The 16,369-nt window shown below is 74.4% G+C and carries 16 protein-coding genes; 8 read left to right on the plus strand and 8 right to left on the minus strand.

What is annotated here, in order from left to right; all coding sequences use genetic code 11:
* Nucleotides 1-104: 104 nt before the first annotated feature.
* The 4 genes from amrb99_RS07935 to amrb99_RS07950 all read right to left on the minus strand — a co-directional run bounded on the left by amrb99_RS07935 (nt 105) and on the right by amrb99_RS07950 (nt 6,195).
* Nucleotides 105-1,103 carry a GNAT family protein gene (locus amrb99_RS07935; RefSeq protein WP_190854106.1) on the minus strand — a complete coding sequence of 333 codons (999 nt, stop codon included), beginning with the start codon at nt 1,101-1,103 and terminating at the stop codon, nt 105-107.
* A gap of 78 nt (nt 1,104-1,181) precedes the next feature.
* A complete protein-coding gene (gene meaB / locus amrb99_RS07940; protein ID WP_190854108.1) occupies nt 1,182-2,165 on the minus strand; it encodes a methylmalonyl Co-A mutase-associated GTPase MeaB in 984 nt (327 codons plus the stop codon).
* Nucleotides 2,162-4,375 (minus strand): methylmalonyl-CoA mutase, encoded by a 2,214-nt coding sequence (gene scpA / locus amrb99_RS07945; RefSeq protein ID WP_190854111.1) that lies wholly within the window; start codon nt 4,373-4,375, stop codon nt 2,162-2,164. The genes meaB and scpA overlap by 4 nt, the downstream gene beginning before the upstream one ends.
* The gene (locus tag amrb99_RS07950) at nt 4,372-6,195 is read right to left on the minus strand and encodes a methylmalonyl-CoA mutase subunit beta (RefSeq protein ID WP_190854113.1); all 1,824 of its coding nucleotides are present in this window, start codon (nt 6,193-6,195) and stop codon (nt 4,372-4,374) included. Before amrb99_RS07950 ends, scpA begins: the two co-directional genes overlap by 4 nt.
* Nucleotides 6,196-6,315: 120 nt before the next feature.
* Here amrb99_RS07950 and amrb99_RS07955 point away from each other — a divergent pair, with 120 nt between their 5' ends.
* The 3 genes from amrb99_RS07955 to amrb99_RS07965 all read left to right on the plus strand — a co-directional run bounded on the left by amrb99_RS07955 (nt 6,316) and on the right by amrb99_RS07965 (nt 8,058).
* Nucleotides 6,316-7,494, plus strand: a complete 1,179-nt coding sequence (locus amrb99_RS07955; RefSeq protein ID WP_190854115.1) for an acyl-CoA dehydrogenase family protein — start codon at nt 6,316-6,318, stop codon at nt 7,492-7,494.
* Nucleotides 7,495-7,663: 169 nt separating this feature from the next.
* Nucleotides 7,664-7,873, plus strand: a complete 210-nt coding sequence (locus amrb99_RS07960) for an HGxxPAAW family protein (protein WP_151542630.1) — start codon at nt 7,664-7,666, stop codon at nt 7,871-7,873.
* A 2-nt stretch (nt 7,874-7,875) separates the two neighbouring features.
* Nucleotides 7,876-8,058, plus strand: a complete 183-nt coding sequence (locus amrb99_RS07965) for a hypothetical protein (RefSeq protein ID WP_173091808.1) — start codon at nt 7,876-7,878, stop codon at nt 8,056-8,058.
* 61 nt (nt 8,059-8,119) lie between these two features.
* On the opposite strand, the gene amrb99_RS52260 is transcribed toward amrb99_RS07965, so the two are convergent.
* Nucleotides 8,120-8,251, minus strand: a complete 132-nt coding sequence (locus tag amrb99_RS52260; RefSeq protein WP_277819865.1) for a hypothetical protein — start codon at nt 8,249-8,251, stop codon at nt 8,120-8,122.
* Nucleotides 8,252-8,441: 190 nt separating this feature from the next.
* On the opposite strand from amrb99_RS52260, the gene amrb99_RS07970 reads away from it, so the two are divergent.
* The gene (locus amrb99_RS07970; protein ID WP_190854118.1) at nt 8,442-9,536 is read left to right on the plus strand and encodes a glutamate--cysteine ligase; all 1,095 of its coding nucleotides are present in this window, start codon (nt 8,442-8,444) and stop codon (nt 9,534-9,536) included.
* Nucleotides 9,537-9,621: 85 nt separating this feature from the next.
* Entirely contained in the window at nt 9,622-10,557 is a 936-nt protein-coding gene (locus amrb99_RS07975; protein ID WP_190854120.1) for a sensor histidine kinase, read from the plus strand.
* A 55-nt stretch (nt 10,558-10,612) separates the two neighbouring features.
* On the opposite strand, the gene amrb99_RS07980 is transcribed toward amrb99_RS07975, so the two are convergent.
* Genes amrb99_RS07980 through amrb99_RS07990 form a run of 3 tightly spaced genes read right to left on the minus strand, consistent with a single transcriptional unit; the run spans nt 10,613 to nt 13,722 of the window.
* Nucleotides 10,613-11,557, minus strand: a complete 945-nt coding sequence (locus amrb99_RS07980; protein ID WP_190854122.1) for a phosphotransferase — start codon at nt 11,555-11,557, stop codon at nt 10,613-10,615.
* 36 nt (nt 11,558-11,593) lie between these two features.
* On the minus strand, nt 11,594-12,775 hold the full coding sequence (locus tag amrb99_RS07985) for a DUF2235 domain-containing protein (RefSeq protein ID WP_190854124.1): 1,182 nt from the start codon (nt 12,773-12,775) through the stop codon (nt 11,594-11,596).
* A 41-nt stretch (nt 12,776-12,816) separates the two neighbouring features.
* A complete protein-coding gene (locus amrb99_RS07990; protein ID WP_347256586.1) occupies nt 12,817-13,722 on the minus strand; it encodes a DMT family transporter in 906 nt (301 codons plus the stop codon).
* A gap of 80 nt (nt 13,723-13,802) precedes the next feature.
* Between amrb99_RS07990 and amrb99_RS07995 the strand changes: the two genes are divergently transcribed.
* The 3 genes from amrb99_RS07995 (at nt 13,803) to amrb99_RS08005 (ending at nt 16,051) form a co-directional block, all read left to right on the plus strand.
* Complete coding sequence (locus tag amrb99_RS07995) at nt 13,803-14,717, plus strand: LysR family transcriptional regulator (protein WP_190854444.1); 915 nt, start codon at nt 13,803-13,805, stop codon at nt 14,715-14,717.
* Between the two features lie 111 nt (nt 14,718-14,828).
* The gene (locus amrb99_RS08000; protein WP_190854128.1) at nt 14,829-15,287 is read left to right on the plus strand and encodes a hypothetical protein; all 459 of its coding nucleotides are present in this window, start codon (nt 14,829-14,831) and stop codon (nt 15,285-15,287) included.
* An 86-nt stretch (nt 15,288-15,373) separates the two neighbouring features.
* Complete coding sequence (locus amrb99_RS08005; RefSeq protein ID WP_190854130.1) at nt 15,374-16,051, plus strand: GNAT family N-acetyltransferase; 678 nt, start codon at nt 15,374-15,376, stop codon at nt 16,049-16,051.
* The last annotated feature ends 318 nt before the right edge of the window (nt 16,052-16,369 follow it).

Consider the following 16,369-nt stretch of genomic DNA (forward strand, 5'->3'; position numbering starts at 1 on the left):
CCCCCTGCCGCGCCCGGGGTCTCAGCGTGGCCGCCGACGGTGGCGGACGGAACCAGAACAGGATTCTGTGGACAAGGCGCGGCCGGACGGCCCTCTGGGCGGGATCAGGGGAGGGCGTGGGTCGGCGCCTGGTACTCCAGGGACTCGCGCTCGACCCGGAAGCCGAGCTCCTCGTTGACCGCGAGCATGTGCTCGTTGTCGCCCGAGTTGTCGGTCTCGATCTCGCGGACCTCGGGGCGCTCCGCCACGAGCCACTCGAGCATCGCGGCCTTGACCCAGATGCCGAGGCGGCGGCCGCGGTGCTCGGGGGCGACGGCGGTGTCGTACTGGGCGGCCCGGCCGGCGGCGTCGTGCGGGACGACGACCTCGGTGAAGCCGGCCACGACCGTGCCGGACGCGTCGAGGGCGGCGACGGTGTAGAGGTCGTCCCCGCGCTTGGCGACCACCTCGGCCGTCTCGCGGACGCGGTGCGCGTCCCAGGGGGCGCCCTCGTACTCGGCGAGGTCGGCCATGGCGTACTTGGCGTGCGCGAGGGCGGTGGCGTGCTCGTCGGGGACGACGCCCCGCCAGCGGATCAGCCGGTAGCCCGGCGGGCCCGCCGCGACCAGCCGGGCGATGCGCTCCGGCGGGACCTCGTCCAGCCGCAGCAGCATGCCGCGCAGCACCAGCACGCACTCGAAGCCGTGCGACTCCAGGAACGGCACCGCCGGGGTGCCCGCGTGGACCTGCGCGATCACGCTGGTGCGGCCGTCGGCGCGCAGGCCCTCGGCGGCGGCCGCGAGCAGCCGGCGGCCGACGCCGCGGCGCCGGTCCCGGGGCCGGACCTGGATGTCGATCTCGGCGGGACGGTCCGCGCCCGGCTCGCCGGGCAGCCGCAGCGCCGCGACGCCGGCCAGTCCCCCGCCGCCGGCCGCGCCCCGGCCGCCGGTGACCGCCCACAGCCGCTGCCGCGAGCCCGGATCGCCGCCGAGGAGCCGCTCGGCCGTCTGCTCCGGCTCCGGCGCGGGCTCCCCCGCCGGACCGGCGGCGTGCACGGCGGACAGCACGGCGTGCCACTCCCGGATCTGCGCGTCCGTCGGATCATCGAGCGCGATGACGTCCATCCGACTGTTGTACCTGATCCCCGTCCGCCGCGACCGGGAGCCCGGGCAACCCGGGATTTCGGACGTCTGGAAGGCCCCTCAGCAGCCGCGCGAGAACACCTCGAGGATCCGCTCGGCGGCGAGCGCCGGGGTGAGCGTCCCGTCCGCGACGCCCTTCTCCAGGCCGGGCGCGATGTCGCGGACGGCGGGGTGGGCGTGCAGCTCGCCGAGCAGCCGCTCGCGGACCATCGCCCACGTCCAGCCGACCTGCTGGCGGCGCCGCCGCGCCTCCAGCTCGCCGGACTCGCGGAGCCGCTCCTGGTGCCCGACGATCTCGTCCCACACCTCGTCGAGGCCGGTGCCCTCCCGCGCGCTGCAGGTGAGCACGGGGGTGGCGCGGGCGCGCTCGTCGCTGCGCAGCAGCCGCAACGCCCCGGACAGCTCGCGGGCGGCCCGCTTGGCCTCCATCCTGTGGTCGCCGTCGGCCTTATTGACGGCGATGACGTCGGCCAGCTCCAGGACGCCCTTCTTGATGCCCTGGAGCTGGTCGCCGGTGCGGGCGAGGGTGAGAAACAGGAACGAGTCGACCATCTCGGCGACCGTCGTCTCGGACTGCCCGACCCCGACCGTCTCGACGAGGACGACGCCGTACCCGGCGGCCTCCATCACGACCATCGCCTCGCGGGTGGCCTTGGCGACGCCGCCGAGCGTCCCGGCCGTCGGGGAGGGGCGGATGAAGGCGTCCGGGTCGGCCGCGAGGCGCTGCATGCGGGTCTTGTCGCCGAGGATGCTGCCGCCGGTGCGGGTCGAGGACGGGTCGACGGCCAGCACCGCGACCTTGTGCCCCTCCCCCGTCAGCTTCGTGCCGAGCGCGTCGATGAACGTGGACTTGCCGACGCCCGGCACGCCGGTGATCCCGACGCGGCGGGCGTCCCCGGTGTGCGGGGTCAGCTCGACCAGCAGCCGCTGCGCCAGCTCCCGGTGGTCGGGACGGGCCGACTCGACGAGCGTGATCGCCCGCGCGATCCACGCCCGCGACCCGTCCCGGACCCCGGAGACGTAGTCCTCCAGGGCCGGCCTCACCGCGCCGAGTGCCCCAGCTTCGCGGTCAGCTCGTCCAGCAGGCCGATCGCCGCGTCGGCGAGCACGGTGCCGGGCGGGAAGATCGCGGCGGCGCCGGCGGCGCGCAGCTCGTCGAAGTCCTGCGGCGGGATGACGCCGCCGACGACGATCATGATGTCGTCGCGGCCGAGCGCGGCCAGCTCCTCGCGCAGCGCGGGCACCAGCGTGAGGTGCCCGGCGGCGAGGGAGTTGACGCCGACGATGTGCACGTCGGCCTCGACCGCCTGCCGGGCGACCTCGCCCGGCGTCTGGAACAGCGGGCCCACGTCGACGTCGAAGCCGAGGTCGGCGAAGCCGGTCGCGATCACCTTCTGGCCGCGGTCGTGGCCGTCCTGGCCCATCTTCGCGACGAGGATGCGGGGCCGGCGGCCCTCCTCCTGCTCGAACGCGGCGGTCGCGGCGCGCGCCTTCTCGATGCTCGACACCTTCCCCGCCTCTTCCCGGTACACGCCGGAGATCGTACGGATCTGCGCGGCGTGCCGCCCGTACGCCCTCTCCAGCGCGTCGGAGATCTCACCGACGGTCGCCTTGGCGCGGGCGGCGTCGATGGCGAGGGCCAGCAGGTTGTGGCTCAGGTCGGACGGGCGGGTGCCGTTCTCGGCGGCCTCGGCCGCGGCGGTGATCGCCCCGAGCGCCGCCTGTGTGGCGGACTCGTCGCGCTCCTCGCGCAGCCGCCGCAGCTTCTCGATCTGCTGGGCGCGGACGGCGGCGTTGTCGACCTTGAGGACCTCGATCCGCTCCTCGACGTCCGGACGGTACTTGTTGACGCCGATGACGGGCTGGCGGCCGGAGTCGATGCGGGCCTGGGTGCGGGCCGCCGCCTCCTCGATGCGCAGCTTCGGCAGGCCCTCGTCGATCGCCTTGGCCATCCCGCCGGCCTTCTCGACCTCGGCGATGTGGCCCCAGGCGCGGCGGGCGAGGTCGTAGGTGAGGCGCTCGACGTAGGTGCTGCCGCCCCACGGGTCGATCGTCCGGGTCGTCCCGGACTCCTGCTGGAGCAGCAGCTGGGTGTTGCGGGCGATGCGGGCGGAGAAGTCGGTCGGCAGCGCGAGGGCCTCGTCCAGCGCGTTGGTGTGCAGCGACTGGGTGTGGCCCTGCGTGGCGGCCATCGCCTCGACGCAGGTGCGGGCGACGTTGTTGAACACGTCCTGCGCGGTCAGCGACCAGCCGGACGTCTGCGAGTGCGTCCGCAGCGACAGCGACTTGGGGTTCTTCGGGTCGAACTGCTTCACCAGCTTCGCCCACAGCAGGCGGGCGGCGCGCAGCTTGGCGACCTCCATGAAGAAGTTCATGCCGATCGCCCAGAAGAACGACAGGCGCGGCGCGAACGCGTCGATGTCCAGGCCCGCCTCGCGGCCCGCGCGGATGTACTCCACGCCGTCGGCGAGGGTGTAGGCCAGCTCCAGGTCGGCGGTGGCCCCGGCCTCCTGGATGTGGTAGCCGGAGATCGAGATGGAGTTGTACTTCGGCATCCGCTGCGAGGTGTACGCGAAGATGTCGGAGATGATCCGCATCGACGGCGCCGGCGGGTAGATGTAGGTGTTGCGGACCATGAACTCCTTGAGGATGTCGTTCTGGATGGTCCCCGCGAGGCCCTCCGGCTTCACCCCCTGCTCCTCGGCCGCGGCGATGTACAGCGCCAGGACGGGCAGCACCGCGCCGTTCATGGTCATCGACACGCTCATCCGGTCGAGCGGGATGCCGTCGAAGAGCTGCCGCATGTCGTAGATCGAGTCGATCGCGACGCCCGCCATGCCGACGTCGCCGGCCACGCGCGGGTGGTCGGAGTCGTAGCCGCGGTGGGTGGCGAGGTCGAACGCGACCGACAGGCCCTTCTGCCCGGCGGCGAGGTTGCGCCGGTAGAAGGCGTTGGACTCCTCGGCGGTGGAGAACCCGGCGTACTGGCGGATCGTCCACGGCTGGGTGGCGTACATCGCCGGGTACGGGCCGCGCAGGTACGGGGCGATGCCGGGCAGGGTGCCGAGGAAGTCGAGCCCGGCGAGGTCGTCGGCGGTGTACAGCGGCGGGACGCCGATGCCCTCCGGGGTGTCCCAGGTGTGGGCCTCGGGGTCCTTGCCGGTGGCGTCGGCGACGGCGGCGCGCCACCGCTTGGCGGTCGCGTCGGCGGGGGGCGCCGTCCCGAGGTCGATCTCGGTGAAGTCGGGGATCATTCGTTCACTCCCAGATCGTGCAGGGTGGTCTCCAGCGCCTCGATCGCGTCGCATCCGGCGTGCACGCGGGCGTCGACCCCCTCGTAGGTTCCCTTACCCGCGAGCCAGACCTTCACCGCACCGGCGTCCTTCAGGACGCGCGCCGCTTCGGCGGCCTGCTCCTCGTACAGCTTGTCGCTGGAGCAGATGCAGGCGACGGTCGTCCCGGACGCCGCGAACTCCTCGGGCGGACCGGCGACCGTCTCGATGCCGCCGGCCTGGAACAGGTTCGCGGCGAACGACGCCCGCGCGGTGTGGACGGCGATGGGGCCGAGCGTGGCGAGGAACACCTTCGGGCGGGCGCCGGTGGCCTCGGCGTGCGCGTCGGACCGGTCGCGGAGCGCCTCGAAGTCCTGCGCGTACGTGACGACGGGGAGCCCGCCGCCGGGACGGGCGGGGGCGGCGTCGCGCTCGGGCAGCGTCTCGGCGAGGTTCGGGAACTCGCTGACGCCGGTCAGCGGGGCCTTGCGGCGGGCGAGGTCCTTGCGGCGGCGCGCCCAGGTCGCGGCGAGCCGGTCGGCGACGAGGCCGGAGCCGAGGGCGGCGGCGAGGCCGCCGGCCTTCTCGATCTCGGTGAACCAGGCCCAGGCGGCCTGCGCGAGGCCCTCGGTGAGGCTCTCGGCGTACCAGGAGCCGCCGGCGGGGTCGACGACGCGGGCGAGGCTCGACTCCTCCAGCAGCAGCGTCTGGGTGTTGCGGGCGATGCGGCGGGCGAAGTCGTCGGGCAGGCCGAGCCGCGCGTCGAACGGCTGGACGGTGACGGCGTCGGCGCCGCCGACCCCGGCGGCGAACGCCGCGACGGTGGTGCGCAGCATGTTCACCCACGGGTCGCGGCGCGTCATCATCGCCGACGAGGTGACCGCGTGGATCCGCGCGGACGTCCCCTCCGCGGCGCCGCTGACCTCGGCGATCCGGGCCCACAGCCGGCGCAGGGCGCGGAGCTTGGCGATCGAGGAGAACTGGTCGGCGCTCACCGCCACCCGGAACTCGATCTGCCCGAACGCCTCGTCCACGCCCAGCCCGGCGCCGGTGAGGGCGCGCAGGTAGGCGACGCCGGCGGCGGCCACGGCGCCCAGTTCCTCGGCGTCCCCGCCGCCCGCGTCGTGGTACGGGGTGCCGTCCGCGACGACCGCGCGCAGCCTCGGGAACTCCCGGGCGCACCGGACGGCCAGCGCCGCCGCCTCGTCCAGGGACCCGGCGGTACCGGTGCGGGCCTGGAGGCCGAGGGGGTCGGCGCCGAGGTTGCCCGACGCGTCCGGCCCGTTCCCGCGCTCGGCGACCAGCGCGAGGAACGCCTCGGCGGCCTCCGCCGTCCGCTCTCCCGCGTCCAGCACGACGGGCGCCAGGTCGAGCAGGACGCCGCGCAGCACCTCCGGCAGCGCGGCGACGGGCGTCCCGCCCTCGCCGAGCCGCAGCCACACCGAGGTGGCGCCGTTCTCCAGGTCGGCGAGGACCGCCTCGCGCGTCACGGCCGGGTCCGAGTGGGCGTGCTGCTGCCGGACGTCCCAGCCGGCGAGGCCCTCGCCGTCGGGCCGCACCTCGCGGACGTAGGGGGCGAGCCCGGGCCGTCCGGGCGGGGCGTCGTCGCGCGTGTAGAGCGCGGCGACCGGCACTCCGTCGTAGGTCTCGCGGGTCAGCAGGGACTCGATCTCGCCGAGAGGGGTCTCCTCGGTCGCCGCGCCGGACTTGCGCAGCACCCCCTTCACCATCTCCCGCCACCGGTCCCGCTCGGCCGGGGGGAAGGCGGCGGCCAGTTCGAGTTCTTCAGGCGGCACCGTCATGCCCTGGATGGTAAGCGCACGCCTACAACGCGTCCGAGACCGGGTCCCGGTCACCAGAACCGCCGGGAGGCCCGGATCCGCCGCCGGTTAGCGGTCGGGGCACGGGGAAGAGGCACCCGCATGACGTTGGATGCGCTGCCGGGTGACCTCTACCACATGCAGGACCTGCTCGACGAGCGCGAGAAGGAGATCGTCGAGCGCGTGCGCGCCTTCCTGGAGTCCAAGGTCGCGCCGATCGCCGACGACTGCTGGAACCGGGCCGAGTTCCCCTTCGACCTCGTCCCCGGGTACGGCGAGCTGGGCATCGCGGGGCTCGCCCACGACGAGTGCCCCGGGGAGAGGCCGAGCAGCCTGCTCAGCGGGTTCCTGGCCATGGACATGGCGCGCGTCGACCCGTCCATGGCCACGTTCTTCGGCGTGCACACCGGGCTGGCGATGGGCAGCATCGGCCGCTGCGGGTCGCCGGAGCAGCGCGAGCGGTGGCTGCCCGCCATGGCGCGGATGGAGAAGATCGGCGCGTTCGCGCTGACCGAGCCCGAGGGCGGCTCCGACGTCGCGCTGGGGCTGCGCACCACCGCCCGGCGCGACGGCGACTCGTGGGTGCTGAACGGCGCCAAGCGGTGGATCGGCAACGGCACGTTCGCCGACCTGGTCGTGGTGTGGGCCAGGGACGAGGCCGACGACCAGGTGAAGGGGTTCGTCGTCGGCAAGGACGCGCCCGGCTTCACCGCGACCCGCATCGAGAACAAGATCGCGCTGCGCACCGTGCAGAACGCGGACCTGGCGTTCGAGGACTGCGTGGTCCCCGAGTCCGACCGGCTGCCCGGCGCGAAGGGCTTCAAGGACACCGCCGCGATCCTGCGCCGCACCCGCAGCGGCGTCGCCTGGCAGGCGGTCGGCGTGATGCTCGCCGCGTACGGGATCGCCCGCGACTACGCGGTGGGGCGCGAGCAGTTCGGGCGGCCGATCGCCAAGTTCCAGCTCGTCCAGGACCTGCTGGTCAGGATGCTCGGGAACGCGACGGCCTCGCTCGGCATGGTGGTGCGGCTGGCGCAGCTCCAGGACGAGGGGCTCTACCGCGACGAGCACTCGGCGCTCGCCAAGGCCTACTGCACCAGCCGGATGCGCGAGGCGGTCGGCTGGGGCCGCGAGCTGATGGCGGGCAACGGGATCGTCCTCGACTACGGCATCGGGCGGTTCGTCGCCGACGCCGAGGCGCTCTACTCCTACGAGGGCACCCGGGAGATCAACACGCTGATCGTCGGCCGCGCGGCGACGGGCCACGGCGCGTTCGTGTGACGGCGCGCCACCGCTCCGGCCGGCGCCGCGCCGCGTCCGGACCGGAGCCGGTCGGCGCGCCGCGGCCCCGCTGCGGGCCGGCGGGCCGGTCGTTGCTAGAGTTCGGCGTCGAGGACCCGATCACGACGGGTCTCCGTCCCCCACCGAACGCGGAAAGAGAAGACTGCGCATGTCGACTGGCAGCCACGCCGGACGCCCGAAGTCCTGGATCGCCGTGGCCATCATCTTCGTCGGTTTCGTCATCGGCGGCGTGGGCATCGTCATGGGCCCCGACTGGATCGTCTTCGGGGCGGGCGCCGCGGTCGCCGTGATCGGCGGGATCATCGCCCTCGCGGTCGACATCATGACCGACGTCGTCGTCGACGACCCGCGCCAGTAGCCGTGTTCGGGCGGCCGCCCATCGAGGAGCGGATCGCGGCCCGCCAGCGCGAGCGCGGGCCGCTGAAGCCCGGGACCGTGTTCCCCCACGGGCCCGCGAAGATGCTGTTCTTCTTCGGCATCGGCGTCGTGGTGGTGACCCACATCATCGCCCTGTCGATGTACTTCGTCGACAAGGGCCCCTGAAGCCCCGTCCGACCCGTCTGCCCCGTCCGACCCGTCCGGCCGGCCCGGTCCGCCGGGCCGGTCAGCGGCGGTCCCTGTCCAGCCCGTTGTGCGGGCCCCTCCTCCGCCCGCCGAAGTAGATCAGGCCGACGAGCACCAGGGCCGCGATCGCCAGCACCAGCACGAGCACGCCGACCGAGGTCGAGCCGGTCATCCGGACCACCTTCCTTCGCCGTTGCGCGGTCTCTCCCCCTCGGCACTGCCCGCTGAGCGGCGGGTCAAAAGAGGGTCAAGAGGAATCCGGTCCCGGGAGCGGCCACCTCCGGCGGGTGCGAAGCGGGCCGCGAGAACGTACCGTCGAAGTGACACGGCCGCCTGCGAGCCCCCGACCCCGAGGTGGTGGGATGGCCCTGCGAATGGGAATCGAGGAGGAGTACTTCGTCGTCGATCCCGGTTCCCGGGAGGTCGTCCCCCGTGCCGCCGCCGTGGTGCGGCGCGCGGAGCGGGCGCTCGGCGAGCGCGCCTCCACCGAACTGGTCGACTTCCTGGCCGAGGCGAAGACCCCGCCCTGCGACGACCTCGACAAGCTGGAGGAGCAGGTCGAGGCGATGCGCGCCGCGATGGCGGGCGCCGCGGCCGCCGAGGGGGTGCGGCTGGCCGCGACCGGCACGCCCGTGCTCGGCGACCTCGTGCCCGCGCCGATCGGCGCGGGCGCCCGCTACGCCGAGAGCCTCGCGGTCTACCGGGCGCTGGACGACGAGCAGAGCATCTGCTCCTGCCACGTCCACATCGAGATGCCCGACCGGGAGCGGGCCGTGGCGGTCAGCAACCATCTGCGGCCCTGGCTGCCGACGCTGCTGGCGCTGGCGGCCAACTCGCCGTACTGGGCGGGCCGCGACACCGGGCACGCGTGCTGGCGGGTCATGACGTGGGCGCGCTGGCCGGTCGCGGGGCCGCCGCCGTACTTCGAGTCGTACGCGCACTACGAGGAGCTCGTCGGCACGCTGCTGGGCTGCGGCGCGCTGATGGACACCGGCACCATCTTCTGGGACGTCCGGCCGTCGGCGCGGCTGCCCACGGTCGAGGTGCGGCTGGGCGACGTCGCGCCGACCGCGGCGGACGCGTCGGTGTTCGCGGCGCTGATCCGCGCGCTGGTGGAGATGTCGGTGCGCGCCGTGGAGGCCGGGGAGCCCCCGCCCGATCCGCCGCAGGAGATGCTGCGCGCGGCGTACTGGCTGGCGGCCCGCGACGGGCTGGCGGGCGACGGCGTGGACGTGTGCACGGGCCGCCCGGCGGCGTTCCGCGAGCTGGCCGGGGACCTGCTCGCGCACGTCCTGCCGGCGCTGCGCGACAGCGGCGACCTGGACCGGGTCGCGGCCGGCGTGCGGCGGCTGATGACCGGCGGGACGGGCGCGGAGCGGCAGCGCGCCGCGTACCGCCGCAGGGGCCGGCTCACCGATGTGGTGGACGCCGCCCTCCTCCGCCAGCGAGCGCTATGAGATGATTCACCCCGTTTTCACCTGCTCGTTCACGGGTAACCGTGGGATGAACGGCGTTCACTGACGGCTTGGGGGCCCCGACGACATGGATCCGGACGACGCGCCACCGGGGGATCCGTTCGTCCATCCCGCCCTCTTCTACCGGGGGGAGGAGGAGTACCTCGCCGGGACCGTCCCGTTCCTCCGCGACGGCCTCGACGCCGGCGAACCGGTAGCCGTCGCCGTCCCCGGGCCGCAGCTCGGCGTGCTGCGCGCCGCGCTCGGCGCCGCCGCCGACGGCGTCCAATGGCTGGACATGACCGAGGCGGGCCGCAACCCGGGCCGGATCATCCCCGGCGTGCTCCGCGCGTTCGCCGACCGGCACCCCGCCGGGCGCGTCCGGATCATCGGGGAGCCGATCTGGCCCGGCCGGACCGACACCGAGTACCCCGCCTGCGCCCAGCACGAGGCGCTGATCAACCTGGCCTTCGCCGGCCGCGAGGTCTCCATCCTGTGCCCCTACGACGTGGCGGGCCTGGACGACGCCGTGATCTCCGACGCCCGGGCCACCCACCCGGTCGTCATCGACCGGGACGGCGCGCGGGCCAGCGAGGACTACGCGCCCGGCCGCGTCATCGAGTCCTACAACCTGCCGCTCCCCGAGCCGTCCGACGCCGCGCGGATGAGCTTCGACCTGGACGCGCTGCCCCGCGTCCGCGAGTTCACCTGCCACTGGGCGCGGCACCTCGGCCTCGCGCCGGACCCGGCGGGGGACCTCGAGGTGGCCGTGCACGAGCTGGCCGCCAACTCCTGCCTGCACGGCGGCGGGAAGGGGACGGCGCGGATCTGGTCCGAGGACGGGCAGGTCGTCTGCGAGGTCAGCGACGCCGGCACCATCGACGACCCGCTCGCCGGGCGCCGCCCGGCGGCGATGAGCCCGTTCGGCGGGCGCGGGATCCTGCTGGTCAACCACCTCGCGGACCTCGTCCGTGTGTACACCGGTCCCGAAGGCACCGCCATCCGCGTGTACATGCGGGTCTGAGGCCCGCCCGGCCGCCCGCCCGGCGGCCCGCCCGGCGGCCCGCTCGGACGCCCGCTCAGTCCGCGACGGCGCGGCCGATGCCGGCCAGCGCCTCGGCGAGCAGGGCCGCGCGTCCGGTGGACGCTGCCCACTCGGCGAGCGTCGCGCTGAGGTTCAGCGCCAGCACACGGGCGGCGGCCTCCCGCTCCGGCGGGACGGGACCGTACGCGGCGAGCAGCGCGGCGCGGGCGGGGCCGGCGAATCCGGCGTAGGCGATCGACAGGTCGACGGCCGGGTCCGCCCGGCACAGGTCGCCCCAGTCGATCACCCCGGCGGCCCGCCCGTCCCGGTCGAGCAGCAGGTGCCGGACGTGCAGGTCCCCGTGGACGATCACCGGTCCGCCGTCCGGCGCGTCCTGCCGCCGCGCGCCGGCGAGGAGGTCCATGACGGCGGCGTCCCGCTCCCAGACGCCGAGGCGGACCAGCGAGTCCAGCCGCGGGTGCGTCCGCGCGGCGCGGACGGCGGGGTCCGCCCGCTTCATCGGGTCGAGCGGCAGCCCCTCCCCCGCCTCCGCGGCGAGCGCCGGGTCGTGCAGCGCGCGGAGGAAGGCGCCGACGCCTTCCGCGAGGGCCGCCCGGTCCTCGTCCGGAGGCCTGACCTCGGCGAGCTCGCGTCCGGGAATCATCCGCGCGCCCCAGAACGGCCAGGGGAACTCCTTCGACGGCCCCGCGATGAAGCACGGCTCGGGGATCGGCAGCGGCAGGCGCGGGGCGATCGCGGGGAGCACCGCGATCTCGCGCTCGACGCCGGGGACGGCGATCCGCCTGCGGGGAAAGCGGAACGCCCACTCGCCGCCGACCAGGAAGACCGTGTTGTCCCAGCCGGTGGCGAGCGCCTCCACCGGGGCGCCCGCGAGACCGGGGAACCGGGCGCCGACCAGCGCGGCGGCCGCCTCCTCCGTCACCTCGTGTTCGGCCTCCCATTCGGGAGCGGGCGGGGGCGCCGGCGGCGGAGTCGTCACACCGACGAACCGTACCCATTCGATCAGGCCGAGCGGTCACCGGCGAGCCTTCGCCTCCCGGGCCTGCCCCTTCGCTCGGCCGGCGGCTCCGTCCAGGATGCCCGCCACGGGTTCGACGCGACCGTTCGAGCTCAGGTATTCCGCCAGCTGGGGCGGCCTGTACGTAAAGTCCTCCTCGAAGTGCTCCTTGGCCGTCGAGGCGACGTACTCGTTCCCGTCGAGTCGGTGGGACCGGCTGTCGGCGCACTTGCCGATCGGCCGGTCCACGGCCGCCATCAGGCGGTAGAACCCCGTCATCGAGTCATGCGGACGGGCCGTCATGTCCGGCGCCACCCTGAACAGGGTGCTCGTGCTCGGAGTCATGTCCGCAGGGCCGTCGGGACCGAATGCGCCCGGACGGAACCGGAGGCCGTAGGCCCGCGCCCGGTCGGCCATCCAGAGCAGGGCGATGTCGGAGAGGGACGCGTCGGGGTAGCCGCCGCCGACGTCGCAGTGCGCCCCGCTGAACCAGACCTGCCTCATCTCCTGGCCGTCGACGCCCGGTCTCTGATGCCAGAGCGCGGGCTCGAAGGCCTCCCGGCGCTCGTCGATCGCCAGCGCCTGGAACGCGCCGTCGACCCGGGAGCTGAGCCTGGTGTCATGGAACTCCCAGCGGTGGTTGAGCCGCCTGACCAGCGGCCTGAGCCATCGCGGCCCCATCGCCGGGACGCCCAGGGCGCCGACCGTGTCGAACATCCCGAGGAACCGGATGCGCGGATCATACGAGTACGCCTGGCGGAACAGCGCCGAAGCCACCCCGGACGGCATCTCGGCCGAATTCCGGTACAGCTCCCAGGCCTCCTGGACGCGGTCGGCGTTCTCCCCGCGCAGGACGCCGCAGTTGCGGATCAGTCCGGCAAGGCTGCGGGCGGTGTACGCGCCCCGGCTGAAACCGAAGAGGAACAGGTCGTCACCGGCGTCGTAGTTGTCGATGAGGAAGCGGTACGCGTCGAAGACGTTCCCGGCGAGCCCCAGGCCGAACGCGCCCCCGCGCAGGCGCTCCCACCGGGTGGTCCCGACACCGCTGTGGTAGTAGACCCGCTGCTCCACCCCCGCGGAGTCCTCCGGGGCGACGGACAGAGCGATCTTGGTGATGTTGGTCGGGGAAGGCCGCCCCGCGGTGGCCTGGTCGGCGACGTTCCACGTGCCGTCGCAGCAGACGACGAGTCGCTTGGTCATCGCGGCCTCCTCCGGTGCGAAGCGGGCTCATACGCCCACCATCACCTCCCACCGTCCACACCAAACCGCGCGTGGTGCAGCGCCGTTGCCGCGCGGGGGCGTCCGGCCAGGCGGACCGCCGCGAGGACGAGCGCGCAGCCCGCGACCTGCGAGATCCCGGGGCGCTCGCCGAGGACCGCCGCGCCGAACACGACGGCGAGGACCGGCTGCAGGAGCAGCAGCGTCCCGCCCTCCTCGGCGCGCAGCCGGGGCAGCGCGGCGCCGATGAGCATCCACCCGCAGACCTGGCCCGTCACGGCCAGCGCGGCGAGCCAGCCGAGCGCGGCCCAGCCGGGCGCGAGGTCGACGCCCTGCCACGGCGCGCCGATCACGACCGCCATGGCGCCGGCGCCGCAGGTCGACAGCAGGACGGGCTGCGCCCGGTGCTCCTGCCCCCGCCCGGCGACGCGCGTGAGGAACAGGTAGCCCGCGTAGGCGGCGCCGGCGCCCACCCCGAACGCGATCCCGGCGGCCGGGTCCGTGCCCGTCCCGTGCTCGGCGACCCCGCCGGCGAGCGCCACCCCGCCGAGCATCACCGGGACGGCGAGCGCGAACGGCCGGGACGGGCGCTCGCCGAAGACCGCCAGCGCCAGCAGCGGCACCACCACGACCTGCACGTTCACCAGGACGGTCGCGATCCCGGCGCCGACCCGGTCGATCGACGCGCCCCACAGCACGAGGTCGGCGCCCAGCAGGAGCCCGGCCGCGACGTCCACCGCCCCGCGCCGGCGCGGCCCGGCGCGGCGCCGCTCCCACAGGGCGAGCGGCGCCAGCACCGGCAGCGCGAGCGCGCAGCGGAAGAACGCGGCCGTCCCCGACGAGACGCCGGACAGCCGGAACAGGATCGCGGAGACGGAGATGAACACGGCCCCGGCGATCGCGAGCAGACGCGGGTCGATCCTTCGCACGCCCTCCACGCTGCCGCGCACGATCAATTAGCACAAGCGAATGTTCTTTAGCGGAAATCGGTAGCATCTCTACCGTGACGATGAACCTGGAACGGCTCCGGGCCCTGCACGCGGTCTCGGTGCACGGATCGATCGCGGCGGCGGCCGAGGCGATGCACGTGACGCCGTCCGGCGTCTCGCAGCAGCTGGCCAAGCTGGAACGCGAGACCGGCCACAGGCTGCTCGAACCGCGGGGGCGCGGCGTGCGCCTCACCCGCGCGGGCCGGGTCCTGGCGGAGCACGCCGGGCGGGTGCTCGCGCAGCTGTCGGCGGCCGCCGCCGAGCTGGACGGGCTGCGCGCGGACGTGACCGGGCCGGTCCGGCTCGGCGCGTTCGTCACCGCCGCCCGGTCGGTGCTGCCGCCCGCGCTCGCCGCGCTGCGCGAGCGGCACCCCGGCCTGTCCCCCACCCTCCGGGAGGGCGAGACGGAGAACGTGCTGCCCGCCCTGGCGCGCGGCGACCTCGACGTGGCGATGGTGGAGAGCTGGGACACGCTGCCGACCCCGTTCCCCGCCTCGGTGTCGAACGTCCTGCTGTCCTCCGACGTCATCGACCTGGCGCTCCCGGCCGCGCACCCGCTCGCCCGCCGTCGCACCGTCGACCTGCACGAGCTGCGCGGCCTGCGGTGGGCGGCCTGGACGGCCGGCGGGACCTGCGAGAAGCAGATCGTCCAGACGCTGCGCGAGCACAACGTCGACCCCGACATCGCCTGCAACGTGGCCGACTACCCCACCCAGCTGGCGTTCGTCGCCGCCGGGCTGGCCGCCGCGATGATCCCCCGGCTCGGCCGCGACCCCGTGCCCGCCGGCGTCCGGATGCTCGCCACCCGCCCGGTCGTGCGCCGCAAGATCTACGTGGCGTGGCGGACCGGGGCCGCGGGCCCGGCCGTCGAGGCGTGCGTCGAGGCGCTGCGTGCCGCCGCCGAGCGCTTCACGGAGGACCGCCTCGCGTCCTGAGCGGCGGAGGACGACGAGCCGTGGCCGAGACTTGACCGCGGCTTCAGGTGTAGCGGGCGACGCGCGGGAATGATCCCTGCGCCCTGAATCTCCCGATCGTTATGGGGAACGATGCGTTTTCTTGCTCGCGCGCACCAGATGCCCGTCCGGCTGATCGTGGGCGCGTTCGTGCTGAACTCGGGCCTGTCGAAGCTCAAGGGCGACGAGGGGACGGCCGACTACATCCACGGGACCGCCAAGACCGCCTACCCGTTCCTGGAGTCGCAGGACAAGGGCGAGTTCACCCGCAACCTCGGCGCGACCGAGGTGGCGCTCGGCACCGCGCTGGTCACCCCGCTGGTCCCGACGCTGCTGGCGGGCGGGGCGCTCACCGCGTTCGCGGGCGGGCTCATCGGCCTCTACCTGCGGCTGCCCGGCATGCGCGAGGGGCTGCGCCCCACGCAGCAGGGGATCCCGCTCGCCAAGGACTCCTGGCTGATCGGGATCGGCGCCACGCTGGTCCTGGAGGAGCTGAGCCGGGCCCGCGAGGAGCGCAGCGGCCGCCGCGGGCGCCGCGGCCGCCGCCACTGACCGCCTCCGGCCCTCGCCGGTCCTGCGCGTCTTGACGGGGGCGCCGGGCCCCGGCGAGGATCGGCGCGTCCCGAGGAGGCCGCGCCATGACGTCCCAGTCCCAGCCCTCCCCGCTCGTCCGCGCGGCGGGCGGCGCCGACGCCGCCGCGATCGCCGCGGTGCTCGGGCGCGCGTTCGACGACGACCCGGTCTGGCGCTGGATCCTGCCCGACGAGGCGTCCCGCGTCCGCCGGCTGACCGGCGTGTTCGGCATCCTGCTGCGGCACGTGCACCTGCGGCACGAGGGCACCGAGGCGGCGGGCCGCGGACCGGACGTGGAGGCCGCCGCGCTGTGGGACCCGCCGGGGCTCTGGCGCGTCCCCGCGCGCGCCCAGGCGGCGCAGGCCGGGCCGCTGCTGCGCGCGCTCGGCCGCCGGGTGCCGGCGGCGCTGCGCGCCCTCGGCGAGATCGAGAAGCACCATCCGCCGGAGCCGCACTGGTACCTGGCGGTGCTCGGCACCGATCCGCCCGCGCAGGGCAACGGGCTCGGCGGGGCGCTGCTGCGCTCCCGGCTGGACCGCTGCGACGCCGAGGGCGTCCCGGCCTACCTGGAGAGCTCGAAGGAGCGGAATCTCCACTATGACGTAAACGCGGATGTCTCACCTTCTCAACCGGCGCGAGGAGTACGCAGTCTTCCGACAGCCATGACTGCGAGGCATCCAGTTGACATCAGCAGTGACCAATCGCCGGTACCGGTCGGCGGCGATCGCAAAATCTACTCCTAACCAAAGCGCTGACCCGCAAGCATCAGGCCGCGCATGCACGTTTTTCGGTTTGACCGGTCAAATGGGGCACCGTGCGCAACGAGAACCAAGTGCCGAGCGCACGCGGCTAACTTTGGTCGAACGCCACCACAACGACCGCTTCCGCAGCAGTGCGAGCGCCACCGCCCGGATTCGTCTCGACAGCCAACCCATTTCCGGGCGCCCTTCGTTGTACCTTCGATCGCCAACGACGAGTCCTCCTCGCACAACCGCGAGGCCGACGTGACGCCGGCGGAGGTGACACCGTCCCACTGCAGACCATCCATCCCTGCGGGCGCG

The sequence above is a fragment of the Actinomadura sp. RB99 genome (assembly GCF_014706005.1).
Classification (GTDB): Bacteria; Actinomycetota; Actinomycetes; order Streptosporangiales; family Streptosporangiaceae; genus Spirillospora.